25 protein-coding genes are annotated in these 24,925 nt (G+C 65.9%); 14 read left to right on the top strand and 11 right to left on the bottom strand.

Annotated elements, in window-relative coordinates; translation table 11 throughout:
• Positions 1–9: 9 nt before the first annotated feature.
• Entirely contained in the window at positions 10–1,458 is a 1,449-nt protein-coding gene (locus ACZI8W_RS06755; RefSeq protein WP_463367720.1) for an alanine/glycine:cation symporter family protein, read from the bottom strand.
• 103 nt (positions 1,459–1,561) lie between these two features.
• On the opposite strand from ACZI8W_RS06755, the gene ACZI8W_RS06750 reads away from it, so the two are divergent.
• Complete coding sequence (locus ACZI8W_RS06750; RefSeq protein WP_463367719.1) at positions 1,562–2,368, top strand: DUF2786 domain-containing protein; 807 nt, start codon at positions 1,562–1,564, stop codon at positions 2,366–2,368.
• The gene (locus ACZI8W_RS06745) at positions 2,365–2,880 is read left to right on the top strand and encodes a TIGR04338 family metallohydrolase (protein WP_463367718.1); all 516 of its coding nucleotides are present in this window, start codon (positions 2,365–2,367) and stop codon (positions 2,878–2,880) included. Before ACZI8W_RS06750 ends, ACZI8W_RS06745 begins: the two co-directional genes overlap by 4 nt.
• A gap of 7 nt (positions 2,881–2,887) precedes the next feature.
• Here ACZI8W_RS06745 and ACZI8W_RS06740 read toward each other — a convergent pair whose 3' ends face one another.
• Together ACZI8W_RS06740 and ACZI8W_RS06735 are read right to left on the bottom strand one after the other, a co-directional pair.
• Complete coding sequence (locus ACZI8W_RS06740; RefSeq protein ID WP_463367717.1) at positions 2,888–4,024, bottom strand: acyl-CoA dehydrogenase family protein; 1,137 nt, start codon at positions 4,022–4,024, stop codon at positions 2,888–2,890.
• A gap of 10 nt (positions 4,025–4,034) precedes the next feature.
• Positions 4,035–5,204, bottom strand: a complete 1,170-nt coding sequence (locus ACZI8W_RS06735) for an acyl-CoA dehydrogenase family protein (RefSeq protein WP_463367716.1) — start codon at positions 5,202–5,204, stop codon at positions 4,035–4,037.
• 121 nt (positions 5,205–5,325) lie between these two features.
• On the opposite strand from ACZI8W_RS06735, the gene ACZI8W_RS06730 reads away from it, so the two are divergent.
• A complete protein-coding gene (locus ACZI8W_RS06730; protein WP_463367715.1) occupies positions 5,326–5,958 on the top strand; it encodes a TetR/AcrR family transcriptional regulator in 633 nt (210 codons plus the stop codon).
• Positions 5,959–5,970: 12 nt separating this feature from the next.
• Here the strand turns inward: ACZI8W_RS06730 and ACZI8W_RS06725 are convergent, their stop codons facing one another.
• A complete protein-coding gene (locus ACZI8W_RS06725; protein ID WP_463367714.1) occupies positions 5,971–6,447 on the bottom strand; it encodes a nitroreductase family deazaflavin-dependent oxidoreductase in 477 nt (158 codons plus the stop codon).
• A gap of 93 nt (positions 6,448–6,540) precedes the next feature.
• Here ACZI8W_RS06725 and ACZI8W_RS06720 point away from each other — a divergent pair, with 93 nt between their 5' ends.
• From ACZI8W_RS06720 to ACZI8W_RS06705, 4 genes are all read left to right on the top strand, one after another.
• Positions 6,541–7,806, top strand: coding sequence for a glycosyltransferase 87 family protein (locus ACZI8W_RS06720; RefSeq protein ID WP_463367713.1), 1,266 nt, complete (start codon positions 6,541–6,543; stop codon positions 7,804–7,806).
• Complete coding sequence (locus tag ACZI8W_RS06715) at positions 7,803–8,597, top strand: LLM class F420-dependent oxidoreductase (protein WP_463367712.1); 795 nt, start codon at positions 7,803–7,805, stop codon at positions 8,595–8,597. The genes ACZI8W_RS06720 and ACZI8W_RS06715 overlap by 4 nt, the downstream gene beginning before the upstream one ends.
• A 68-nt stretch (positions 8,598–8,665) precedes the next feature.
• Positions 8,666–9,853: an alpha/beta fold hydrolase gene (locus ACZI8W_RS06710; protein WP_463367711.1), complete on the top strand. Its 1,188-nt coding sequence runs from the start codon at positions 8,666–8,668 to the stop codon at positions 9,851–9,853.
• 102 nt (positions 9,854–9,955) lie between these two features.
• Positions 9,956–12,040, top strand: a complete 2,085-nt coding sequence (locus ACZI8W_RS06705; RefSeq protein WP_463367710.1) for a PhoX family protein — start codon at positions 9,956–9,958, stop codon at positions 12,038–12,040.
• 10 nt (positions 12,041–12,050) lie between these two features.
• Here the strand turns inward: ACZI8W_RS06705 and ggh are convergent, their stop codons facing one another.
• Positions 12,051–13,388, bottom strand: a complete 1,338-nt coding sequence (ggh, locus tag ACZI8W_RS06700; protein WP_463367709.1) for a glucosylglycerate hydrolase — start codon at positions 13,386–13,388, stop codon at positions 12,051–12,053.
• A gap of 36 nt (positions 13,389–13,424) precedes the next feature.
• Between ggh and ACZI8W_RS06695 the strand changes: the two genes are divergently transcribed.
• Both ACZI8W_RS06695 and ACZI8W_RS06690 read left to right on the top strand, forming a co-directional pair.
• The gene (locus tag ACZI8W_RS06695; protein WP_463367708.1) at positions 13,425–14,321 is read left to right on the top strand and encodes a spermidine synthase; all 897 of its coding nucleotides are present in this window, start codon (positions 13,425–13,427) and stop codon (positions 14,319–14,321) included.
• 14 nt (positions 14,322–14,335) lie between these two features.
• On the top strand, positions 14,336–15,361 hold the full coding sequence (locus ACZI8W_RS06690) for a pirin family protein (RefSeq protein ID WP_463367707.1): 1,026 nt from the start codon (positions 14,336–14,338) through the stop codon (positions 15,359–15,361).
• A gap of 1 nt (position 15,362) precedes the next feature.
• Here the strand turns inward: ACZI8W_RS06690 and ACZI8W_RS06685 are convergent, their stop codons facing one another.
• Both ACZI8W_RS06685 and ACZI8W_RS06680 read right to left on the bottom strand, forming a co-directional pair.
• Positions 15,363–16,802, bottom strand: coding sequence for a flavin-containing monooxygenase (locus tag ACZI8W_RS06685; RefSeq protein ID WP_463367706.1), 1,440 nt, complete (start codon positions 16,800–16,802; stop codon positions 15,363–15,365).
• A 16-nt stretch (positions 16,803–16,818) separates the two neighbouring features.
• A complete protein-coding gene (locus ACZI8W_RS06680; RefSeq protein ID WP_463367705.1) occupies positions 16,819–17,829 on the bottom strand; it encodes a PHP domain-containing protein in 1,011 nt (336 codons plus the stop codon).
• A 51-nt stretch (positions 17,830–17,880) separates the two neighbouring features.
• Here ACZI8W_RS06680 and ACZI8W_RS06675 point away from each other — a divergent pair, with 51 nt between their 5' ends.
• Together ACZI8W_RS06675 and ACZI8W_RS06670 are read left to right on the top strand one after the other, a co-directional pair.
• Positions 17,881–18,531, top strand: a complete 651-nt coding sequence (locus ACZI8W_RS06675) for a SanA/YdcF family protein (protein ID WP_463367704.1) — start codon at positions 17,881–17,883, stop codon at positions 18,529–18,531.
• Positions 18,532–18,577: 46 nt separating this feature from the next.
• Positions 18,578–19,264: an SDR family oxidoreductase gene (locus ACZI8W_RS06670; RefSeq protein ID WP_463367703.1), complete on the top strand. Its 687-nt coding sequence runs from the start codon at positions 18,578–18,580 to the stop codon at positions 19,262–19,264.
• 8 nt (positions 19,265–19,272) lie between these two features.
• Here the strand turns inward: ACZI8W_RS06670 and ACZI8W_RS06665 are convergent, their stop codons facing one another.
• Genes ACZI8W_RS06665 through ACZI8W_RS06655 form a run of 3 tightly spaced genes read right to left on the bottom strand, consistent with a single transcriptional unit; the run spans position 19,273 to position 21,738 of the window.
• The gene (locus tag ACZI8W_RS06665; RefSeq protein ID WP_463367702.1) at positions 19,273–20,340 is read right to left on the bottom strand and encodes a DUF6777 domain-containing protein; all 1,068 of its coding nucleotides are present in this window, start codon (positions 20,338–20,340) and stop codon (positions 19,273–19,275) included.
• A gap of 37 nt (positions 20,341–20,377) precedes the next feature.
• Entirely contained in the window at positions 20,378–21,355 is a 978-nt protein-coding gene (locus ACZI8W_RS06660; RefSeq protein WP_463367701.1) for an alpha/beta fold hydrolase, read from the bottom strand.
• Positions 21,355–21,738 (bottom strand): nuclear transport factor 2 family protein, encoded by a 384-nt coding sequence (locus ACZI8W_RS06655; protein WP_463367700.1) that lies wholly within the window; start codon positions 21,736–21,738, stop codon positions 21,355–21,357. Before ACZI8W_RS06655 ends, ACZI8W_RS06660 begins: the two co-directional genes overlap by 1 nt.
• Positions 21,739–21,956: 218 nt before the next feature.
• On the opposite strand from ACZI8W_RS06655, the gene ACZI8W_RS06650 reads away from it, so the two are divergent.
• The 3 genes from ACZI8W_RS06650 to ACZI8W_RS06640 all read left to right on the top strand — a co-directional run bounded on the left by ACZI8W_RS06650 (position 21,957) and on the right by ACZI8W_RS06640 (position 24,432).
• The gene (locus ACZI8W_RS06650) at positions 21,957–22,721 is read left to right on the top strand and encodes an alpha/beta hydrolase (RefSeq protein WP_463367936.1); all 765 of its coding nucleotides are present in this window, start codon (positions 21,957–21,959) and stop codon (positions 22,719–22,721) included.
• Positions 22,722–22,816: 95 nt separating this feature from the next.
• Complete coding sequence (locus tag ACZI8W_RS06645; protein WP_463367699.1) at positions 22,817–23,533, top strand: TetR/AcrR family transcriptional regulator; 717 nt, start codon at positions 22,817–22,819, stop codon at positions 23,531–23,533.
• Between the two features lie 5 nt (positions 23,534–23,538).
• Positions 23,539–24,432, top strand: a complete 894-nt coding sequence (locus tag ACZI8W_RS06640) for an alpha/beta fold hydrolase (protein WP_463367935.1) — start codon at positions 23,539–23,541, stop codon at positions 24,430–24,432.
• A 27-nt stretch (positions 24,433–24,459) separates the two neighbouring features.
• On the opposite strand, the gene ACZI8W_RS06635 is transcribed toward ACZI8W_RS06640, so the two are convergent.
• Entirely contained in the window at positions 24,460–24,876 is a 417-nt protein-coding gene (locus ACZI8W_RS06635) for a VOC family protein (protein ID WP_463367698.1), read from the bottom strand.
• Between the last annotated feature and the right edge of the window lie 49 nt (positions 24,877–24,925).

The raw sequence follows: 24,925 nt of genomic DNA, 5'->3' as shown, positions 1-24,925 counted from the left end.
TACGGGAATCTACCGTGCATCCTGTGGGTCCACCGTCACCGGCGCGTCGTCCTCGCCCCACACCTGGATCCCACGGACCCCCGGGACATCGCCGCGGTGGAAGACCGGGTCCCGTCCCTGTTTGCGTTGCGCGGTGTAATTGTGGAACAGCGCATACGCGACGCCGGACAGCGGGATCAGCGCGATGAGGTTGACCGTCGCCATCACACCCATTGCCAAGTCGGCGAGTGCCCACACGAGCGGGACCGAGCCGATCGCTCCGAGGAATACGCACACCACCACGAGCGCACGCAGGTACGGCAGCGCCTTCCGTGATCCGGTGAGGAACTCGATGTTCGATTCGCTGTAGTAGTAGTTGCCGATCACCGACGTGAAGGCGAGGAAGAAGATCAGGACCGCGAGGAAGTGCACGGTCCAGTCGCCGAGCTGCAACGCCAACGCATTCTGCGTCAATGCTGCGCCCTCGAGTCCGGAGCCGAAATCCGGATCGGACAGCAAGATGATGAACCCGGTGATCGAGCACACCAGCCACGTGTCGAAGTAGACGCCCAGACTCTGCACGAGCCCCTGCTTCACCGGATGCGACACCGATGCGGTCGCGCCCGCGTTCGGGGCCGAACCCATACCCGCCTCGTTCGAGAACAGGCCGCGCCGAATGCCGTACATGAACGCGGCACCGAACCCGCCACCTGCGATCTCACGGATGCCGAAGGCGTTCTCGAACACCAGCCGGAACATGCCGGGGACCTCACCGATGTTGAGGACCACCACGATGATTCCGATGATCAGGTAGGCGATGGCCATGATCGGCACCACGATCTGCGACACACCCGAGATCCGCCGGACCCCACCGAAGATGACCGCAGCGACGAGAACCGCCACAACGAGACCGACACCGACCTGCAACCCCGTTGTCTTCTCGCCGGCCGAACTTGCGACAGCATCGACGATCGAATTGGTCTGCACCGCATTGAAGACGAAACCGTAGGTGATCGTGATGATGACCGCGAAGATCATGCCCATCCAGCGTTTGCCGAGCCCGTATTGCATGTAGTAGGCCGGGCCACCGCGGAACGCACCCTTGTCGCGCACCTTGTAGAGCTGGGCGAGGGTCGATTCGACGAAGGCGGTGGACGCACCGATCAGCGCCATCGCCCACATCCAGAACAGTGCGCCGGGGCCGCCGATACTGATCGCGATCGCGACTCCGGCGATGTTGCCCGTTCCCACCCGCGACGCCGCGGAGATGGAAAATGCGCGGAATGCGGAGATCCCCTTCTCCCCGTCGGGGAGTTCTTCGGGTTTCTCCACGATGGACCGCAGCATGTCGGGGATCAGCCGGATCTGGATGAACCGTGACCGGAATGTGTAGTACAGACCGGACCCCACGAGGAGCGCGATGACCGCGTACCAGTACCAGTCGTTGATGTCGGTGACGAATTCGACTGCGGTGTCCATCCCCTGATCTTCGCGGTCGGGGAAGGCTTCCGCACGGGTTTCGGATCAAGTGCAGGGCGCTGTCGCCCAGATCATCGACACTCCGACCCTCTACGCTCGACGCGTGAGTTCGGACAAGATGCTGACCCGCATCGGCGGACTGTTGCGTCAGGCGGAGTCGACCGACAATCCACACGAAGCCGATGCCTTCCTCGCCGCCGCCCAGCGGCTCGCGACCTCGGCCTCGGTCGATCTCGCGGTGGCCCGCGCCCACGCCACCGCCAAGGAACGTCGGGCAACACCGGTCCAGCGACTCATCACGATCGGAGACGCGGGGAAGAAGGGGCTGCGCACCTATGCGCAGTTGTTTCTCGCGATCGCGGCAGCCAACGACGTGCAGTGCGACATCACCGCCACCTCCACGGTGATCTACGCGTACGGCTTCGCCGACGACATCGACGTGTGTGAGGCCCTCTACTCGTCGCTGCTGGTGCAGATGGTGCGGGCATCCGACTCCTACCTGCGTTTGGGCACCTACAAGACCGAAACGACGGTGCAGACGGTGATCGAGCGCCGCGGTGGCAGGCAGGTCCGCACGAAAGTACGGAAACCGATCGCAGGCGTCACCGCACGCCTGAACTTCCAGTCGGCATTCGCCGCACGGATCGGCGCGCGCCTCGCCGAAGCGAAACAGGACACCGAGCGTGAAGCCGAGGAATCGGCACCGGGCACCGCTCTCGTCCTGCGCGGCAAGGAGCTCGAATTGCGCGAGTTCTACCGCACCACCTCGCAGGCCCGAGGAAGCTGGCGAGGGAACCGTGTGGCCATGCGATCCACCGATGCGCAACGCGCCGGAGATCGCGCCGGACGCACGGCGCAACTCGGCAACTCACCCGAGCTACCGCCCGCGGCGAGGAGACTGGAACGGTGACCAGAGTGCGCGACACACAGAAAACATCCGTATACGAGGCGGAGTCGCTGGTGCGGCGCATGTTCGATCTCGCCGATGAACGCGGCCTGCGCACCGTCGAGGTGGCGGGGTCCCACGTCACGCTGCCCGTCGAACGACGATTCGCATCGCTCGAGTCCGCACAGCAGTACGTCGACAAGGTGCTCGCTCTGAATTGGGTCCGCACACGCTGGCCGCGTTCGGCGCTACCGGTACGGGTACGTGCGCGGTCGGGAAATACCGCCGCACATTACGAAAACGACTGCGCCACCATTGCTCTCCCCGTGCATCGCGGCAACCAGGCGTGGGCGTTCCGCGAACTCGTGGTGCTGCACGAGCTGGCACACCATCTCGACCCGCAGGACCCGGACGATCCGACGGAAGCCGCCCACGGACCCGCATTCGTCGACCGGTTCCTGACACTGGTCGACGAGATCATCGGGCCCGAGGCGGCGTTCGTGTTGCGCGCATCAGGGATCGCCGTGCGCGTGTGAGTTCGCCTCACATACCGGCGATCTCGACGCGGCCATAGTCATCGACGCACGCAGCGAGCACGCGCAGGTGATCGTCCATGGTGCCGAGGGTGTGCTCGATTGCGGTGAGCCGGCTCAGATAGTGCCCGATCGAGTGTTCGGCAGTGACGCCGATACCGCCGTGCATCTGCACCGCATCCTGCCCGATCTTGCGCGCGGAGCGCCCGACCTGCAGCTTCGCACGTGAGGCGATCACCGGGTCGACGATGCCGTCGGCCAGCGCCATGGTCGCGTACAGACTCATGCTGGATGCCAGTTCGTACTGCACGTACATGTCGGCGGCCCGGTGCGTCAGGGTCTGGAACGTCGCGAGCGGCACACCGAACTGTTTGCGCTGCTTCAGGTAATCCGCGGTCGAGCGCACCGCCCGATCGAGCGCGCCGGTCGCCTCCGCGCACAGCACCGCCTGCGCCCGGACCTGCGCTGCGACGATCGCGGCCGACGCATCGGTGGCCTCACCCAACGGGGTAGCGGTGACGCCGTCGAGCACGATCTGCGCGCCGCGACGCTCGTCGTTGGTGTGGTACGCCGTGCGGGTGAGCCCGTCGGCGTCGCCAGCAACGACGAACAGGCCCACACCGCCGTCGAGCAGCTGCGCCGACACGATCAGCGTCTCGGCGCAATCACCGTGGAGCACAGGGTTCTTGCGTCCCGTGAGGGTCCACACGTCGCCGCGGGACACAGCGGTGGTGGCGACGGTCGTGGACGGCCAGCGGGTTCCCGGCTCGTCGTGCGCGAACGCCATCAGCAGCGCACCTTCGGACAGGCGCGGCAGGAAGTCGTCGCGCTGGTCGTCGCTGCCGACTTCCGCGACGAGTCCGCCCGGCAGGTACACGGCGTCGAGAACCGGTTCGGGGGCAAGGGCCGCGCCGAGCTCGGTCGCCACAGCCATGACCTCGACGGGTCCGGCGCCCATTCCGCCGTGCTTCTCGGGCAACGGCAGGCCGAGCACGCCGAGGTCGGCAAGCTGCTGCCACACCTCGCGGCTCCAGCCGAGCTCGCCCTCGGCGACACGGTTGCGGGTCTCCACGTCGTACGCATCGGCGAGCAGGTCGCGGACGGTCTTGCGGAGCAGGTCCTGTTCGGTATCGAGATCGAAGTTCATGTCCTGGGCCTCACAGTCCGAGAATCGAGGAAGCGATGATCGAACGCTGCACTTCGCTCGACCCGCCGTAGATGGTCACCTTGCGGTTGTTGAGGTAGGTCGGTGTGGTGAGCTGCGCCCACTCCGGCGAATCGATGTCGTCGGAACTGGTGGGGAGCGAGTCCGGGCCGGCAATGTCGACGAGAAGCTCGCTGGCGGCCTGCTGCAGCTCGGATCCACGTATCTTGAGCAGCGACGATGCCGGGTTCGGCTTGCCATCGGAGGAGCCGGCGACGACGCGCAGCTGGGTCAGCTCGAGAGCGATCAGCTCGTTCTCGAGTTCGGCGAGGCGGGCGGCGAACAGCGGATCCTCGAGGAGCGTCCCCTCGCCGAGCCGGGTCTCGGCGGCGAAGCTCTTGGCGCGAGCCAGCTTGACCTTGGTCGCGCCGACGCGGGTGATGCCGATGCGTTCGTTGCCCAGCAGGAACTTCGCGTACGTCCAGCCGGCATTCTCCTCACCGACGAGGTTCTCGGCGGGCACCCGCACATCTTCGAAGAAGACCTCGTTGACCTCGTAGCTGCCGTCGATCAGCTTGATCGGGCGCACGGTGATGCCGGGGGTGTTCATATCGATCAGGAGCATCGAGATGCCGGCCTGCTTCTTGACATCGGGGTTGGTGCGGACCAAGCAGAAGATCCAGTCGGCGTGCTGCCCCAGCGTCGTCCAGGTCTTCTGACCGTTGACGATGTAGTCGGCGCCGTCGTGCACCGCGCGGGTCTTGAGCGACGCGAGATCGGAGCCGGCTTCGGGCTCAGAGAATCCCTGGCACCACCAGATGTCGAGGTTCGCCGTGGCCGGAAGGAAGCGTTCTTTCATCTCCTGCGACGCGAATTGCGCGAGCACCGGACCGATCATGGACGCGTTGAACGCGAGTGGTTCGGGCACCGACGCGAGCTGCATCTCGGTGAGCCAGATGTTGCGCTGCACCGGAGTCCAATCTTTACCGCCCCACTCGACGGGCCAGTTCGGGACGGCCAGACCGTGTGCGTTGAGGATCCGCTGACTCTCGACCATCTCGTCCTTGGTCAGGGACGTACCGGCCGCGACCTTCTCACGCAGGGCGGCGGGAAACTCCGCGGTGTAGAAGGTGCGCAGTTCGTCGCGGAACGCGCGCTCGTCGTCGGTGAGCTTCAGATTCATAGTGGCCCTCTGTCACGGTTGTGCCGGTAGGGAGACCAGCGAGTAGCTGGCTATCGGGTACACCGAAACGGTAACCTGACACTGTAAGGTTGTCCAGTACGACTGTCGGAAGGAGACGCGCATGGCGCGGCCACGCACCCCGATCCTGAGCCGGGAACTCATCCGCGACACCACGCTGCGCCTCATCGACGAACACGGACTGGGCGCCCTGTCGATGCGCAAGATCGCCAGCGAACTCGACGTACGCGCACCCTCCCTGTACAGCCACTACGCCAACAAGGACGAACTGCTCGACGACATCGCCGCCACCATCGCCGAGAACGTCGACGTCAGCGGCTTCTGCGCCGACGATTGGCGAAGCGCCCTCCGCACCTGGGCGCACTCCTACCGCAATGCCCTGGCCGAACACCCCAACATGGTTCCGTTCCTCGCCTCCGGCCCGAGCGACCGCCCCGTCGCCCTCGTCCGCGCCGACGCGGTTCACGGCGGACTCACCCGCGCGGGCTGGCCACCGCGCACCGCGACGATGATCGGCGCCTCGATCAAATACATCGTCGTCGGCTCGGCGATCACCTCGTTCGCCGGCGGATTCATCGACGACATCGACACCTACAACGAGCGCTATCCACACCTGTCGCAAGCACATCGGCTCCGCGAGTACGCCGCCGAGATCGACCAGGACAGCTTCGAGTTGGTGCTCGAGACCTTCCTGTCGGGGCTCACCCTGCAGTACGCAGCGCTCGACACCCGGTGACCCGCCCGGGGATCACATGCGCCGCAATCGGACGAACCGGATACGGCTCCCCGCCTCCCGGAAATCGGAATCACTTCCGTCGACCTCGAATCCCATCGCCGCGGACAACCTCGTCGCGATGCGGCGGTGCTTGCCCGCGTAGTGCATGAAGAACAGCGCACCTTCTTCGGGCTCGAGAAATTCCGCGGTGACCGCGACCCGCTCACGACCCGACTCCACGCGCACACGCGGATCGGCCCGCAGATTGCGATACCAGTCGGACGTGGCACCGAACCCGGCCGCAACGACGAAACCGTCGTGCGTGTTGTCGTAGTTGACGACCTCCAGTACGACATACCGAGGTTTCCCGGTCTTGCGACCCCGGTGTTCGAGAAGCAGGAAACGGCGGCCCAGCAGGAAACCGAGGTGCCAGCGGTACAACCGGATCGGCGAGCGGAAGAGCCGACGCCGCAGACCTACGGGCGGTACAGCGGGTTCTGTGACACGCATACCATCCACCATGCGCCCGGAAACCGGCTCTGTCGACACGCCCACCCGCACCTTCCGAGTGGTTCACCGAAGTCGGGCATAGATTTCGAAGCGATGAGACAGAGGGACGGCACCGCACGCGCACGCAACCACCCCCGGTGGTTGCTCGCCGTGCTGGGCTTGGCCGCAGCCGTCGCGTTCGTCGCGCACGATCGGCTGCTCGGCTTCGACACCTTCTACGGACTGTTCGGCAACACCGTCGACGCCGAGGTCTACCGTTACGGTGGCACAACTGTCCGGACCGCCGAATCGCTGTACGACTTCGTCCTGCACGGCGCACTGCCGTTCACGTATCCACCGTTCGCCGCACTGACATTCGTGCCGCTGTCCGTTCTGTCGATCAGCGGCACGGAGCTCGCGCTCAATCTGGCCAATCTCGTGCTCGTGTACCTCGCGGTGTGGCTGTGCTGGCGGCAACTCGGCTACCGGGATTCCGGGCGGACCCGGCTGATCGGCATCTTCCTCGCGGTGCTGTTCACCTGGATCGAACCAGTGCGCATGACGATCTGGCTCGGGCAGATCAACCTCGTGCTGCTGGTCCTGGTGCTGTGGGATCTCGGGAGACCCCGTCACTCCCGACTGCGGGGGATCGGGGTCGGGATCGCCGCGGGTCTCAAGCTCACCCCACTGTTCTTCATCGCCTATCTCGCGGCGCTTCGGCAATGGCGCGCAACCGCTGTGGCCACGGCAACTTTTGTCGCCACCGTCCTTCTCGGTTTCGTCGTGATCTTCTCGGACTCCTGGCGATTCTGGACCAGCACCATCATCCGGTCGGAACGGATCGGGCTGATCTCGTCGCCCGCCAACCAGTCGATCCGCGGGATCCTCGCCCGCACCCTGCACACCGAGGAACCCCCGATGTGGCTGTGGCTGCTGTGCGCAGGCACCGTCGGACTTCTCGGTCTATGGGCGGCGTACCTCGCGCATCGCAACGGCAAGCGCCTGCTGAGTCTGACCGTCGCGGGACTCACCGCCCCGATGGTGGCGCCGTTCTCGTGGGGACACCACTGGGTGTGGGTGATCCCCCTGCTCGTCCTGTGCCTGGATCAAGCCCTGCGCTGGGGCCGGTGGTGGGGATACCTCCTGCCGATCGCCGCAGCGCTTCCGCTGCTCGCGTGGTACCGGTCGTATCCCGACGGCGTGGTGGCGATCGGCATCTTCATGACCCCCGCATCGCCCGTCGTGCAGGCACTGCTGCAGGCCGCCTATCCGATCGTGTACACGGTGCTGCTCATCGCCGTGCTCTCGACCAACCGCAGTACCGGAATCAGGCCGACAACACTGCACCGAGAACCGGATCCGCCTACCTTGAAAACATGACACGCCCCATTCGCATCGGACTCCAACTCCAGCCCCAGCAGCAGCCCGACTACCGGGTCATCCGCGACACGGTGCTGCGCGCCGAGGACGCCGGCGCCGACATCGTCTTCAACTGGGACCACTTCTATCCGTTGTACGGCGATCCCGACGGCGCCCATTTCGAATGCTGGACGATGCTCGGCGCGTGGGCCGAGCAGACCGAACGCGTCGAGATCGGCGCTCTCGTCACCGGCGGCGGCTACCGCAATCCCGACCTGCTCGCCGACATGGCCCGCACCGTCGATCACATCAGCGGTGGCCGTCTGATCCTCGGCATCGGTTCGGGCTGGTTCGAGAAGGATTACGACGAGTACGGCTACGAGTTCGGAACCAAGGGATCACGGCTCGATCTGCTCGCCGAGTACCTTCCACGGATCACTTCGAGACTCGGCACACTCAACCCGCGGCCCACCCGGCACATTCCGCTGCTCATCGGCGGCGGCGGCCCGAAGAAGACGCTGCCGCTGGTCGCGAAGTACGCCGACATCTGGCACAGCTTCGGCGAATTCGACACGCACACCGAGAAGTCGGCGATCCTCGATGCGCGCTGTGCCGACGTCGGCAGGTCACCGGCAGAGATCGAACGGTCGACGTCGTGGCCGGGGCTCGAACACGCGGCGGCATACGTCGAGGCCGGCATCAGTCTGTTCACCGTCGGTATCGGCGGCCCCGACTACGACCTCGCGCCGCTGGTCGAGGCGATCGCGTGGCGCGATGAGAATTCGCCGCCGTCGCTGGCGGGCCTGGCGTAGCACAGACGCCTGGCTTCGCGGAGCGGGCCGACCGGCGGTCGCGATGTGTCTCGTACGATCGATGGTGCATGCCCGCGCTACCGACGCTTCCACCGTGCACCGCCGGCGACTGGGACAACGCTCGCCGGCGGCGGCGCCTGCGCGACACGAGGACCGGGCACGGCTGGCGCCGGTTCGGTCGGACGCGCCGGTTCCTTGCGCGCACCGCGATCGCCACGGTGCCGTTCGTCGCCCTCTACACGCAGTACTGGCATTTCGACGTCGCACCCATGCGGGAACAACTCGCCGAGACGCAGCCCCGGATTCATCAGATCTACGACGCGCAGGACCCCGACAACCGTGGCACCGCCGTCATCGACCTCGTCGGGCTCGGTAATCTCGACGCCACCGATACCGCGACGGCCCTGCCCGCGCTGAGCGAGCTCGGGGACGTGTGGGCAATCGAGTACGACAACTCCGGTATCGACACCGCCGTCGTGAGCCGTCTCGTCGCCGCACGCGCCGAGACCCTGGGTATCGACTCGGTGATCCTCACCGGCCACAGCATGGGTGGCATCATCGCACTCGAGGTCGCCGATCATCTGTATCAGGACACGCCGCTCGAGGTGCTCGGGGTGATCCTCGACTGCACACCGATCGACCTGCACGCGGTACGCGCCGACAGCCGCGATGCGGGTGAGGAGTTGCTGCGCTGGATCGGCTGGGTCCCCGGCGCCCGCGAAAGCCGGATCATGAGGATGCTCGTCGAGATCGCAGCACGCCAGGACAGGTTCATCCTCCCGTCCGATCGTTGGTACCGGCGCATCGACGGTTCCGAATTCATCGACGTCGTCGACGAGGTTCTCGAAGACAAGATCCTGTCGACCGACGCCGCGAGCAACGGTCTGATCGAATCGCAGTTCCGGGCGATCGTCGCATCCGGTGCGTCCGACAACCTGAGGGCGCTCTCCGCCCGGCAGGACGACAAGGTGCGGCCTGCGATCGTGTTCGTGCGACCACGGAACGCATCGAACGACCCTGTCGTGGACGCCGACTACACACAGCAGGCCCTCATCGAGCACTCCGGCGGCGTCGACGGCACCCTTCTGGTCGCCAAGCTCGATCGCACCGGTCACGCCAATCCGATTCAAGCGCCGGAGGCGTACAACGACGCGATCACCAAGCGAATCGCACCGTTCATCGACCTGGTGCCCGGCGAGAACACCGAGGACGACATCGGAGTTGGACCGGCAACCGGCCCAACAGTTGGTCCGTGACCTTCGGAACACCTACCCTGCGTTCACCTTCTCGTTGCCTTCGACTTGCTTCCGGGTCCTACGGTCCCACGGTTGTACCTAGGAGATAAGGGAGACAGCCCCGTGGCCCGCAAAGAACTACCTCTGATCGTCACGCACGACGGCAAATCGTCGCGCTCGAACATCACCTGCAAGTACAAGTGCGGCGACGCCTGCTCGCACGACGTGCCCAACACCTCCGGCGGCGCCTACTTCGGCGATATCGTCCGTCACGCGATGTCGCGCCGAGGGGTGCTACGCGGCGGCGCGATGGCCGTCCTTGCCGTAGGCGCAGGCGGCGTGCTCGCCGCATGTTCCGACGATTCCTCGGCCGCTAGCAGCAGCGGTGGCGCAGCAGACGGCGCCGTCGATCTCGGTCCGAGCCCGGCCGGTACCGACTTCACGGCCGTCGCTCCCAACACCGACGATGCAGTGACCGTACCCGAAGGTTACGAGCAGGACGTCGTGATCCGTTGGGGTGACAAGGTTCTCCCGGATGCTCCCGAGTTCGACATCGAGAATCAGACTGCGGCGGCGCAAGAGAAGCAATTCGGGTTCAACAACGACTTCGCCGGACTCCTGCCGGTCGACGGCGTCGCGAACACGTACCTGCTCGTCGTCAATCACGAGTACACCACCGAACCGTTCATGTTCGCCGGGTACGACGAGGACAATCCCACGGAAGAGCAGGTTCGCATCGGAATCGCGAACCACGGCCTGTCCGTCGTACAGGTCAAGGGAGAAGCCGGATCAGGACGTCTCACACCGGAATTCGGTGAGTACAACCGACGAATCACCGGAACCACCGAGTTCCTGGTCACCGGGCCGGCAGCAGGCAGCGACCTCCTGAAGACCGCTGCCGATCCCACCGGCACGAGGGTCGCCGGTACGCTCAACAACTGCGCCGGTGGCGTCACTCCGTGGGGCACCGTGCTGTCCGGCGAGGAGAACTTCAACCAGTACTTCGCGAACGCCGAGACGGTCACCGACCCCGCCGGCGCGGAGCGCCTCGCTCGGTACGGCATCGAAGGTGCGGCATCCGACCGCAAGTGGGAGCGCTTCGATCCCCGATTCGATGTTGCTCTGGAGCCCAACGAGGTCAACCGGTTCGGCTGGGTCGTCGAGGTCGATCCGTTCGACGCCGCCTCGACGCCCGTCAAGCACACCGCGCTCGGTCGTTTCAAGCACGAGGCCGCCACGATCTATGTCACCGACGACGGTACGGTCGTCGCATACAGCGGCGACGACGAGCGCTTCGACTACATGTACAAGTTCGTCTCGTCCCGCCGGATGCAGGACGGAAACTCACGCGCAGCAACGGCACACAACATGACGCTGCTCGATGCCGGCACGCTCTACGTCGCAGTACTCGAGGGCGACAACCCCGATGTCGTCGACGGCTCCGGCGCTCTGCCGGAGGGCAGTGCCTTCACCGGCACCGGAACCTGGATTCCTTTGCTGCGCACCAACGAGGACGGCACCGGCGAGTCGCTCGTCGACGGCATGAGCGCCGACGAGGTGGCGGTGTTCACTCGCCAGGCAGGCGACAAGGTGGGCGCCACCAAGATGGACCGCCCCGAGGATTTCGAGGCCAACCCCGTCACGGGCAAGGCCTACGTGGCGCTGACCAACAACAGCAAGCGCGGGGTCGACGACAACCCGGGAGCCGACGAAGCGAACCCGCGGAACAACAACAAGGACGGCCAGGTCCTCGAGATCGACGACGACCATGCCGGCACCTCGTTCACCTGGAACCTGCTGCTCGTCTGCGGCGACCCCTCCACCGCCGACACGTACTTCGGCGGATTCGACAAGTCGCAGGTCAGTCCGATCTCGTGCCCCGACAATCTCGCGTTCGACCCGCACGGCAATCTGTGGATCTCCACCGACGGCAACGCTCTCGGCTCCAATGACGGCCTGTTCGCGGTGGTGCTCGACGGACCACGTCGCGGCGAAACCAAGCAGTTCCTCACCGTACCGATCGGTGCTGAGACCTGTGGACCGATCGTCGAGGACAGCCGTGTCGTCGTGTGTGTCCAGCATCCGGGCGAGACGGACGACGCCTCGTGGGACAGCCCCGGTTCGAACTGGCCTGACGGCGGCGACTCGCAGCCGCGGCCGTCCGTGGTGGCAGCGTGGAAGAGTGGCGGCGGCCAGATCGGTGTCTGATGCCGCCGACTCATCCCAGCCAGTCCAGAACCGCTGCAGCCGTCCAGGATTGCTGCATGCTCCCCAACGGCTCCCCGGTGAACGGCTCATAGTATTCGGCAAACGAGCCGTCACTGGCCTGCCGTAGCCCCTCTGCTCGCAGGGCGTTCGCGCGTTCGGCCCAGCCGCGACGCGCGAACGCCCACGAGAACAACCACGTCATGACCGGCCACACCGGACCGCGCCAGTATTCCCTGGATCGGAAGGCGACGGACACCGGAGATGTGGACGGCGGTACCGCATACCGCACATCGGGATGCCCGCAGAACTTCGGACCCTCGAACGTACGGAGCAGCGCACGCTCTGCCGTACGGTCCAGGCCGCCGCTCAACAGCGGCGCGAACATCGCGATGGTGTCGGTGGCCACCCACTTTCCGCTGCGCAGATCGAAATCCTTCGCCGCGCCCGTTCGCGGATCCGTGGACTCCGCGACGCCACGCCGGAACACCCCGGCCCACTCGTAGAGTGCGCGCACATCCGCATGGGGGCACGAATGCTCCTCGCCGATGCCGGCGAGGACTTCGCAGGACAGCGCGAATATTGCGCTGACGAACACATCCTCCACCGCGAAACTCATCCCGTTCGCGAGTGCGTCATCGTCGTACCGTGCGGTCTTCATTTCCTCGAGCAACCACAGGTAGCGGGCGTACTCGACGTCGCTGGGGCGCTCACCCGGATCGGTCACATGGTCGAGGTCTTCACGACGGAACTGCGGCAGGGCATCGACGACGACGTTCGCGTAGGCGCTGTCCCATCGCGGCGAATTGTCCATGCCCGACTCCCAACCGTGGAACACAGCGACCCGGCCGTTTCCGCTGAGGTCCCGGGCGCGCGCGAGCCACCGATGCCAGCGCATGAGATCCGGCCAACGACGATCGAGAAATTCGTTCGCAACCGCGCGAGTGCTGCGACCGTGGCGGCCCGCATGGTCGAGGATGCGCTGCACCGCGATGGCGTGGACCGGCGGCTGAGTGATCCCCGATGTCTGGACCCGCTGCGGCGCGTGGGCCGCGAGCCGATTCACTTCCCACCGTGACGGGCCGGGAAAGTAGCCGTCGACGCCACCCGCAAACACGATGTGCGGAATCATCCCGTTCGACCACTGCGCCGACAGCAGAGTGTCGAGTTCGACGACGGCCCGCTCCACGCTCAGCGGAGCCAATCCGATCGACACGAACGCGGCGTCCCAGCTCCACATGTGCGGGTACAGTTTGGGCGCGGCGCTGGTCATCGTGCCCAGATCGTTGCCGCGAAGGAGATACGCAGCGCGCGCTGCGAGCTGGGTGGAGGTGAATCCGCGGTCCGCCATCGTCCTATTCTGCGGCTTCGGTACTAGGCTCGTCGAATGGGCAGACGCAGGACTGGCCGGGCCGAGCCGACTGTGTCGGGCCGGAAACCGGTCGCGGGTTTGTACGACACCGATACGGGCACGTGTGAGCTGCTCGCGGACCCGTACCGCGACTCGGGATGGATACTCGAGGTCAACGGAGTCCCGAGTTCCCACATCGATCCGAACGATCCGACGTTGCTCGAGTTCGAGTACATGCGCTGGATCACGATGCTGGTGCACAGTCAGTTCCCACGCGACACGCGACTGCGTGCTCTGCACCTCGGCGGCGGCGCGTGCACCATGGCGCGGTATCTCGCCGCCACCTATCCCGAAGCCCGGCAGGTCGTCGTCGAAATCGACGGTCGCCTCGCCGAGCTGGTACGTGAGTGGTTCGACCTGCCACGCGCCCCACTGCTGCGGATCCGGGTGGGTGAGGCCCGGTCGGTCCTCACCTCGCTCACCGACGCGACGCGGGACGTCATCATCCGTGACGTGTTCGCGATCGCCAAGACACCGGTTGCGTTGACGACCGTCGAGTTCACCCGGCAGGTACGTCGAGTGCTGGCCCCCGGTGGTCTCTACGCCGTGAACTGCGGCGACACCCGCGACCTGACCACGGCTCGACGCGAGGTCGCGACGATCGGCTCGGTGTTCGAGCACACCGCGATGATCGCGGATCCGGCCATGCTCAAGGGCAGGCGCTACGGCAATCTCATCATCGCAGGCAGCGACCGGCCGCTCGGAGAGTCCGATGCTCTGGCCCGAGATCTGCTCGGGGGTGCGGTGCCGGCACAGATCAAGCACACCGGCGGGGCGCGCACGTTCGCGGCGGGGTCGAAGGTGCTCGTCGACGCCGAGGCAACCCGGCAGGCCGCCGGTGCGCCTCCGCCGGGAACACCGGGGCGAATCTAGTTGTTGAATCCTGCATGACCTCGACACACTCGCCCGTCCTGCAGGTTTTCGAGCTGGGTTCACCCTGGCAGACGATCGATCCGTTCCTGTTCGTCGCGCACCACGTAGACGCGTATCCCGCCGGCAACGCCGATCTCGGGCCGGATGCGTCGCTCGAGGATCGCCCACTGGGGCAGGATTTCGGCAATCCTTCGGGGTGGAACATGTACCACGGGACCACCGTTCCGGGGTTCCCCGGTCATCCGCACCGCGGGTTCGAAACGGTGACGTTCGTGCGATCGGGCTTCATCGACCACTCCGACTCCGTCGGTGCATCCGCCCGATTCGGCGGCGGCGACACGCAGTGGCTCACCGCCGGACACGGCGTCGTGCACAGCGAGATGTTTCCGCTACTGAACCAGGACGACGACAATCCGCTCGAGCTGTTCCAGATCTGGTTGAATCTGCCGGCTGAATCCAAGACCGCCGACCCACACTTCTCGATGCTGTGGAACGAGGACACGCCGACGGTGACATTCACCGACGACGCCGATCGGACCGTGTCGATCCGGGTGCTCGCCGGCATTCTGGACGACGCAACCGCTCCCGCCCCGCCGCCGCATTCGTGGGCCTCGCGCTCCGACACCGACGTCGCGATCTGGAACATCGACCTGTCGGCCGGCGCACGGTGGACGCTCCCTGTAGCTGCAGGATCCGGAACTCAACGTGTTCTCTACGTGTACAACGGTTCTCCGGTGCAGATCGGCGGCCGGTCGGTGAGCGCAGGGCACGGCGTCGTCGTCGATGCCTCGTCGCCCGTCGTGCTCGGTGGTGGCGACGACACCACTCAGATCCTGATGCTGCAGGGGCGTCCGATCGGCGAACCCGTCGCGTCGTACGGGCCGTTCGTCCTCAATGACGAGGCCGGTATCCAACAGGCCTTCGACGACTATCGCCGCACCGGCTTCGGAGGCTGGCCGTGGGGGAGCCCGGACCCCGTCCACGCCGCCGATGCCGGGCGCTTCGCGAAATATCCCGACGGCACCGTCGAGAAGCGGTGAATCAGGAGAAGTCCATCGCTTCGTCGATCCGGCCGAATCGCATCATGGGTAGATCGAGCAGATAGTTCTGCCGCATCAACCACGGACTTCGTGAACCCTGTTTCGGAAGAAGGCTTTCCGAACGGGCAACGTACCCCGACGTCAACCCCAGCAGCGGCTGCGGTGACGTGTCGTGATGCGATTGCGGCCGGGCGACGCGGTACCCGCCTTCCCGCATGTGGTTGAGCAGGCGGCACACGTACAGCGACGCGAGATCGGCACGCAGCGTCCACGACGCGTTCGTGTAGCCGAGACACAGCGCGAGATTGGGTACGCCGCTGAGCATCATCCCGCGATAGGTGTAGTGCTCGGGGAGTTCCACAGCGTCACCGTCGATCGTGAATTCGACTCCGCCCGCGGGTACGAGACGCAGCCCGGTCGCGGTCACGAGAATCTCGGCATCGAGATGGTCGCCGGACATCAACTGCACACCTTTCTCGGTGACGGTGTCGATGTGGTCGGTCACGATGTCTGCGGTACCCGCGTTGAGGGCCTTGAACAGGTCGGCGTCGGGCACGAGGCACAGGCGCTGATCCCAGGGCCGGTAACTCGGGGAGAAGTGCGGATCCACCGTCGACTCGTCGCGCAGATGACGCTTCGCGAGCCTGCGCAATGCCGGTTTCGCCACCCACGGGAAACGCTGACACAGCTGGTAGAAGCCGAGATTGGTCACCGTGTTCTTCACCCGGATCAGCCCGTGGGACAGCTTGTCGGGCATATACTTCCGAATGCGATTTGCGATCGGATCGCGAGACGGCAACGACATCACATACGACGGTGAACGCTGCAGCATCGTCACGTGCTCGGCTTTCTCCGCAAGCGAGGGTACGAGCGTCATCGCGGTGGCGCCACTGCCGATCACCACAATCCTCTTGCCCTCGTAGTCGAGGTCGCCGGGCCAGAACTGGGGATGCACGACGGTTCCGGCGAAATCGTCGAGGCCGGAAATGTCGGGCAGGTAACCGGATTCGTAGCTGTAGTACCCACTGCAGAGATACAGGAAGGTGCAGGTCAGTTCGGTTTCCTTACCGCCCGAATCCACTCGGACAGTCCACCGCGCGTCGGCACTCGACCACGCCGCCGAGACGACGCGGTGCCCGAACCGGATCTTGGTGTCGATGCCGTACTCCGCGGCGGTGTCACGCACATACTGCAGGATGCTCGCGCCGTCGGCGATCGACTTCTCGCCGCGCCACGGCCGAAACGGGAATCCGAGCGTATACATGTCACTGTCGGACCGAATCCCAGGGTACCGGAACAGATCCCACGTACCGCCGATACTGTCGCGTGCCTCGAGAATTGCATAGGTGCGGTCGGGACACTGAGTCTGCAGCCGGAATCCGGCACCGATGCCCGACAGCCCGGCACCGACGACCAGTACATCTACATGTTCCACGCTCACTCCTACCGCCCTGCCCTTACCGACTCGCCCATGCCAGCAGACCATCCACCGGCCACGTATTGACCACCATGTCGGGTTCGACGCCGCGCTCGGTCGCGCGCTGGCACCCGAAGCCGAGCCAATCGAGCTGACCCGGGGCGTGCGCGTCGGTGTCGATCGCGAACAGGCACCCGATATCGAGCGCGAGATCGATCAACCGCGACGGTGGATCGCGGCGCTCGGGACGCGAATTGATCTCCACCGCGGTGTCGTAGTCGCGGCACGCCGTGAACACGGCCTCCGCGTCGAACGTCGACTCGGGGCGCTGTCCGCGGCCACCCGTGACGAGCCGACCGGTGCAATGCCCGAGAACGTCCACGTTCGGATTCTCCACAGCCCGCAACATCCGCTTCGTCATCGTCGACCGGTCGTCACGCAGCTTCGAGTGCACGCTCGCCACGACGATGTCGAGCTCGGCGAGCAGCCCGTCGTCCTGGTCCAGCGACCCGTCGTCGAGGATGTCCACCTCGATGCCCGTGAGGATCCTGGTGCCCTGCGCGCTCGCATTGAGTTCGGCGACGACGGACAACTGCGTGTGCAAGCGTTCGGTGCTGAGCCCGTTCGCCACCGTCAGGCGGGGGGAGTGATCGGTCAGGGCCAGGTACTCGTGGCCGATCATCGTCGTGGCGGCCCGTTGCATCTCATCGATGGAGCTGCCGCCGTCCGACCAATCCGAATGGGTGTGTAGATCACCTTTCACCGCGTCGTGAAGCTCTCGCCCGCCCAGGCCGATCGGTTCGGCGTCCTCGCGCACGCTCTGCAGGTAGTCGGGGACACCGTCGAACGCTTCCCGGATCACCGTCGCGGTCTTCGGGCCGATGCCGGCGAGTTCGGTCCAGTCGTTCGCGCGGCGATGTCGCTGCCGGGCGATGTCGGACAGTCCCGCGATCACGTCGGCCGCGTTCCGGTACGCCTGTACGCGGTAGGTCGACGCGTGCTGACGCTCGAGCCAGAACGCGACCTCGCGAAGTGCAGCCACCGGGTCCATGGCCCCATTGTGGACGCGCCCGCACGGGTTGCGCTCCGTAATGTGGAGCCCATGTCGAGACGTCGGATGGTGCTGCTCACCGGATGCGCCGCAGCCGTACCGGCGCTCGTGTGGGTGTCCGTGCAGGTCGCGTCGTCTGCGGAGGGCCGGATGTACAGCCTCGCCGACGCTCCGCATGCCCCCGTGGTGATCGTGCCCGGCGCACGGGTACGAGACGGACGACCCGGTGGATTCCTGCGCGGACGGCTCGACGTCGCGGTGTCGCTCGTTCGGGACGGACGCGCGCGGGCCGTCCTCGTCTCCGGGGACGCCGCGGGACGCTCCGGAAACGAGATCACCGCGATGATCGACTACCTCGTCGAACACGGCGTGGACCGCGACCGCATCGTCGCAGACCCATTCGGTCTCGACACGTTCGACACCGCGCAACGCGCTGTGCGCACGTTCGGAGTGCGGGAGGCGAGTATCGCGACACAGCGGTTTCATCTGCCGCGGGCGGTCGCGTTGTGCCTGCGTGCGGGAATCGACGCGACCGGTGTCGTCGCGGACGGGCGGGCACGACCCGTTTCGCAGGTCCGCAGTCATCTGCGCGAATGGGTATTGTCGCGTCCGAAGGCATTCCTGGAACTCCGTTTTCCCCGTGACCCCGCGGTGTCGACGCCTCCCGACGACACACTCGCCGAGATCCTCGCCGTCCGCTGACCGCCGGGTCGTTTCGGTCGCACTGTGATCGTCCTAGTGTGATCGGATGCGACCTTGCGCCCTCATCACCGGAGCGAGTCGCGGCCTCGGCGCCGCGATCGCCCGCGAACTTGCCCCCACCCACGATCTTCTCCTCGGCGCCCGCCGGCCCGATTCGCTCACCGCGATCACCGAGGAACTCCCCGGCACCACTCCGTGGCCCGTCGACCTGCTCGATCACGATGCGCTGATCGCCGCGACAGCCGGGATCGAGCGACTCGACGTCCTCGTCCACAACGCGGGCACAGCCGAACTCGGCACCATCGCGGACAGTGACGTCGAACAGTGGCGACACATGCTGGACGCGAATCTCCTGTCCGTCGTCGCGCTGACGCAGCTACTGCTCCCGGCCTTGCGGTCCACGAACGGACACGTCGTGCTGATCAATTCGGGGGCCGGTATCCGAGCGAACCCAGGATGGGGTGCCTATGCCGCGAGCAAGTTCGCGCTGCGCGCATTCGGCGACGCGCTGCGCCTCGAAGAACCGGCGCTGCGGGTGACGTCGGTGCATCCCGGTCGCATCGACACCGACATGCAGCGTGCGATCGTCGCCACCGAGGGCAGTGACTACGACCCGTCGCGCTTCCTGAAGGCGTCGACGGTGGCGCGTGCCGTCCGGAATGCAGTCGAGACACCCGCCGACGCGCATCCGGCCGAGATCATCCTGCGGCCGTGGTCGCCGCCCGCGTCCTGAGCACGCACTCAGAACGGTAACGGAATCACCACCGGAGGCCCACCCGGCACATTGATCCGGATCTGCGGCGGCTGTGGTGCCGGAGCAGGCGCCGGCGCGGGTGGAGGCGGCGGGGGTATTTCCGGTACCGGTTCGGGCGCCGGGGGAGGTGGCGGTACCGGTTCGGGCGCCGGGGGTGGCGGCGGTTCCGGCTGGGGTGCCGCCGGGGGTGGCGGTGGCGCCTCGACCCGGGACTGCGCTGGGGGCGGCACCGGCGCGGGTGCCGGGTTCTGCGGGGCGGCGTCGGGTGTCTCCGCGGTCTCGGAAGGCTCGGAGGGGCTCGGTGGCGGGGCGACCGGGGAGAGCGGGCCTGCACCTATCGGCACCGCGAGCAGGTCGCCGGTGGTGATGTCGACGACTTTCAACTCGTTCACCGCCGCGGCGGAAGCCTGCACGATGAACAGTCTTTCGGGATCGAATCCCGCCCACTCGGTGCCCTCGATGTCGGTGTCACTTGCAAGGATGGGTGGTGACAGTGGGTTACCGCGCGCGCACCGCACCCGTGGCACCCCGTGGTCGTCGACGAGCACCACGGTCCCCGTCTCGAGAACCGCCTGAACGGGTTGGGCCGTGCCGTCGATGTAGTCGTAGCGGGTGACGCGAGTATCCGCGCGGAGCAGCACGGGGGTGAGGGCGCTCGTGTACTCGAGGATGTCGTCAGCGCCGACCTTGGCCTTCCATGCCTGCGCCTTCGTCGCGTCGCTGGTCAAGGTCGCGACCAGTTCGTTCCGGTCGCACAGTTCCCGGTGGAGGCTTCCCCCGTAGAGCGCGACACGGTCGCCTGCGACTGCGGCCGTCCCGTCCCGCGATACCGGGTCTCCGGACTCGGCGAGGGCATCGCCGGGAGGTGGCGGAACCGCAATGGGAACCTGGGCCGGCAGCAGAAGTCCGGTCCAGGGGTGGTCGCCCTGCGCGGTCGCGATGTCGAGTCGTACAGGATCCGGAGAACCGGAGCCGCCGGACGAACACGCACCTGCCACGAGCGCAGTCAAGGCGAGCACCATTCCGAATCCGCGTACTGCGGTGTCGGTGGCCACGTTCGTCAGCCTAGGACGGCAGTGCCTACCGCGTCGGTTATTCGGATCGTTTGCGGGAATACACGTCTGCTACGAAGTCGAGCAGTAGGGCGTCGACTTCCCGGCGACGCTCCATTTGTACGAAATGTCCGGCGTCATCGAGGAGATGCACACCCCGCAGGTCCGGGATTGTCTGCCGCATCCGGTCGAGTGCGCGCGGCCCGGACATGGTGATCACCGGATCGGACGCACCTGCAACGAACAATGTCGGGACCGTGACGCTCGCACCCTCGTACTGTGCCGACGCCTTCCAGTTCGCGTCGTACGCGCGGTACCACGACAGCCCCCCACCGAATCCGGTGCGGGAGAACTCTCTCGCGTAGTGGTCGAGTTCTGCTGCACTGAGCCAGTCCCACGGGAGGTCCGGCGCCGTCGGCAGCACATCGAGGTAGCCGTACCCCTCCGACGGATGATTCCAGATGTCGAGGTACCGGTACTCGCCCGAGAGTGCGAAGAACACGCGCTGGAGGAACTCTGCCGCGCGTGGATCGAGTTCGGCTTCGGCCACACCTGGTTGCTGGAAGTAGTGCAGATGCAGGAAGTGCTTGCGCGCCATCGCGGCGTACAGCTCGGTGGGTGGCGCAGGCATTCGATCCGGCGCGTACGGCACCGCGAGCAACACCAGGCCGGCCACTCGATCGGTATGCCGCAGGGCCATCGTCCACGCGACGGGCGCGCCGAAGTCGTGTCCGACGAACACGGCCCGATCGATGTCGAGTGCGTCGAGGAGGCTCGTCAATCGGTCCGACACTGCGACGTTGGTGTACGCCTCGACGTCCCCGGGCCGGTCGGTGTGTCCGTAGCCCGGCATGTCCGGGGCTACGGCACGGTAACCCGCCGCGGCGAGCGTCTCGATCTGGTGACGGTAGCTGTAGCCGAGACCGGGAAATCCGTGGCACAGCACGACCGCGGGCCCAACGCCCTCGTCGTGAATGTTCCACGTGAAACCATCGACTTCGAGCGTGCGAACCGGCATCAGGTTGCTGGCACCGTCTGCATATCGTCCTGGCTCCAATAGGCCCTCATGCTGGTGATCTTCGCGTCGTCGTCGAATGTCATGACGTCGACGACTTCCATCACCAGATTCTGTTCGCCGACGTGTGTGACCAGGCGGAACAGGAAGGCGGCATTGTTGTCGGCGATCTTGACGGTGAGCACCTCGCCGGTCTGGTCGAGCGATTCGATCATGCTGTAGAACTCGCGGATCTCGGCCTCGGTGGTGCGCGTGGGGGTACCGACCGGATCCTCGACGGTCGCACCCGACGCATACAGCGCGAGGATGTCGTCCGTGGTGCCCTTCGCCACCGCGCGGACGTAGTTCTCGACAGTGTCGCGGATCGCGTCACGGGTCGGTGCCATGGTGCCCCCTTCAAGTCTTAGAACATGTTCCATTTCGGAGAGTAGTGCACGATCCCGCCCTCGACCAGAGCGGGAACGTGCGATCCTTGTGCGCACCATTGACTCCCAGGACAGGAATGCAGTTGATGCGCACCGACCCTGCTTTCACCGACCGTTCTGGCTCTCCGGACTCCGACTCCTCAGCAGACACCGCCTTCACTCTGGCCGGCCATTCCGTCATGCTCGCGGCACGACGCTGGGAACCGGAGTCGCCCCGCTACATAGCACTTCTGTGCCACGGCTACGGGGAGCACTCCGGGAGGTACGGATACGTCGCGACCCGCCTGACCTCCGACGGCGCCGTGGTGTACGCCGTCGACCACATCGGGCACGGACTGAGCGACGGGCAGCGGGTGCTCGTCGAGAGCTTCGACGACGTCGTCCACGACTTCCGACTCCTCGACATCACTGCACGACGCGAACACCCCGGTCTCCCCGTCGTGCTCATCGGTCATTCGATGGGCGGCATGATCGCGGCGCGCTACACCCAGATCCACGGCGACGAGCTCGCCGCGGTCGTCCTGTCGGGCCCGGTACTCGGCACGTGGGCCACCGTCGACACCCTTCTTGCCGCCGAGGAGATCCCCGATACCCCGATCGATCCGTCGACGCTGTCGCGCGACCCCGGGGTGGGGCGCGCCTACATCGACGATCCGCTCGTGTGGCACGGCCCCTTCAAGCGACCCACCCTCGAGGCGATGAAGGACTGCCTCGACACCATCACCACGACGGGGACGGTCGACACCGTGCCCGTGCTCTGGCTACACGGCAGCGACGACCGTCTCGTCCCTCTCGACGGCACTACCACCGGCTGGGCCATGTTCGCCGGTCGCGATTCGTCATCGAAGGTGTACCCCGGTGCGCGACACGAGATCTTCAACGAGACGAACCGCGACGAGGTGCTCGGCGACGTGCTCGACTTCGTGCACGAGCACCTTCGGTAGCGATATCGACCGAACACGTTGATCGCCGGCGGAAGACGCGATCCGGGTCGTCGCAGGTTGCGGTGATCATCGCAAGTGCTGTTACGATACGAAACGTGCCGTATCTCAGTAAGGACGAGTTCGACGGGCGCCGGCCACGCACTCATCGCGTGGGCCGTCCGCGTGATGATCAACGAGAGAGGGAGATCCTCGCTGCCGTGATCTCACTCCTCTCCGAAGTCGGCTATGACGGGGTCACTTTCGAAGAGGTGGCCCGCCGGGCGGGCGCGTCCAAGGCCACTCTCTACAGACGATGGAAGTCCAAGAGAGACATAGTGGTTGCCGCTCTGAAAGCAGGCCCTTCACGGCGCGACGAGCCGGATGAAATCAACACCGGAAGTTTGCGCGGTGACCTGCTCGCCCTCTGTCGCCGCCTCGTGCAGTCCATGCGCTCTGCAGATAGCCAGACCGCGATGCTGCTGCTCCAAGCCGGCCTCGAGGATCCGGAACTCTGCGAGGAAATCGAACGATCCGTGGGGCCGACCGGGGCCCGGCTACCGAAGACCGTCGTTCAGGCGGCCGTCGGTCGTGGGGAGTTGCCGCACGAGGGCACCGACCCGTTCCCGTTCGAAGAAGTCGCCGGCGCCGTGATCCTGCTTCGGCGACTCAACGGACTGGAGATCGACGACCGCTACCTAGAAGCCCTCGTCGACACCGTCCTGATCCCTGCGTTACGTGCCACACCTTCCGCGGAACATTCACTTCCCGCGGGCATCTTCTCGGGCCATCCGGCTGCCCGATCGACCGACACCGCTTCGAAGGACACCCCGTGAACCAACTGACCATCAATGGATTCCGCTACCGGACGCTACCCGGAGACGGCGAAGTCGACCTCAACGTCGCCGTAGCCGGTACCGGGCCCGCAATCGTCCTCCTCCATGGATTCCCGCAGACGCACTACATGTGGCGTCACGTCGCACATGAGCTCACTGAACAGCACACGGTCATCATCCCTGACCTGCGCGGGTACGGCGAGAGCGCCAAACCGGCAGAACAGAGCCGGCAGACCTACTCGAAGAGGACGATGGCCCGAGACATCCTGCGCATAGCCGAAGCGCTCGGCCATGACCGTGTCGGCCTGATCGGCCATGACCGAGGCGCCCTCGTCGGCGTTCGCGCAGGACTCGACCATCCGGAGTCGGTGCAGTTTCTCGGGATCCTCGACGTGCTGCCAACCTTGGACACCTGGGACGTCCTGCACGGCGTCGACGCCAAGGTCGCCTGGCACCTCTACCTCATGGCACAGCCCACAGGTCTCCCCGAGAAGATGATCCGCGCCGTCGGACCCGAGTTCTTCGGTTCGTTCCTGGACGCCTGGGACACCGATGGTTCGACGTTCCCGCCCGAGGCCCGCCGGCATTACATCGACAGCTCGGTCAATTCTGTGGACTCCATCGTCGCCGACTACCGCGCCACAGCGAGCATCGACCTCGACATGGACCGTGAGGACCGCGACGCAGGCAAACAACTCACCATGCCCGTCGGAGTGATCTCCCAGGACTGGGGCGCCCAACTGGGGTTCGACGCTGCGGCGCTCTGGCGGGTATGGGCACCCGACCTGACGTATGAGCCCATCGAGGCCGGCCACTTCATGGCCGAAGAGAAACCCGCCGAAATCGCCCGCTTCATCCGCGACCTCGCCGCCCGCTCCCACCCCGCCACTGTGGGATAGGCCGGACCGCCCATACCACGCGGTCCATTACCCGCCCGAACCGTATGGCCGCGTGATGATTTCGAGGTAGTGACCGGACGGGTCGAGGAAGTAGGTCCCACGCCCGCCGTCGTTTCGGTTGATCCCGTGCGCAGACTGCCGGGGATCGGCCCAGTGCTCGAGCTTCTGATCGAGGATGCGCCCGTAGATCTTGTCGAAGTCGTCCTCCGACACCAGGAACGCGTAGTGCTGAGACGAGACGTCGACGTGTGGCGGCGGCTCGGCAAAATCGAGAGTGACCCCATTGGCGAGCTGAACGGCCAGGAAATGCCCGGCCGGTACCGGATCAGGGAGCCCGAACAGGGTAGTCAGGAAATACGCCGAGTGCTGTTTGTCCTTGGCAGCGACGATGGTGTGGTTGAGCGAGATAGTCAAGAGGAATCCCTCAGGGTTCGACGCCTCCATGCCTGACGCAGTCCGTCATCGACACGCGACGCTGTTTCCAGAGATACCA

The sequence above is a fragment of the Rhodococcus ruitaii genome (genome assembly GCF_055230935.1).
The sequence above is the reverse complement of the archived record's forward strand: the minus strand, read 5'-3'. Positions and strand labels throughout refer to the sequence as shown.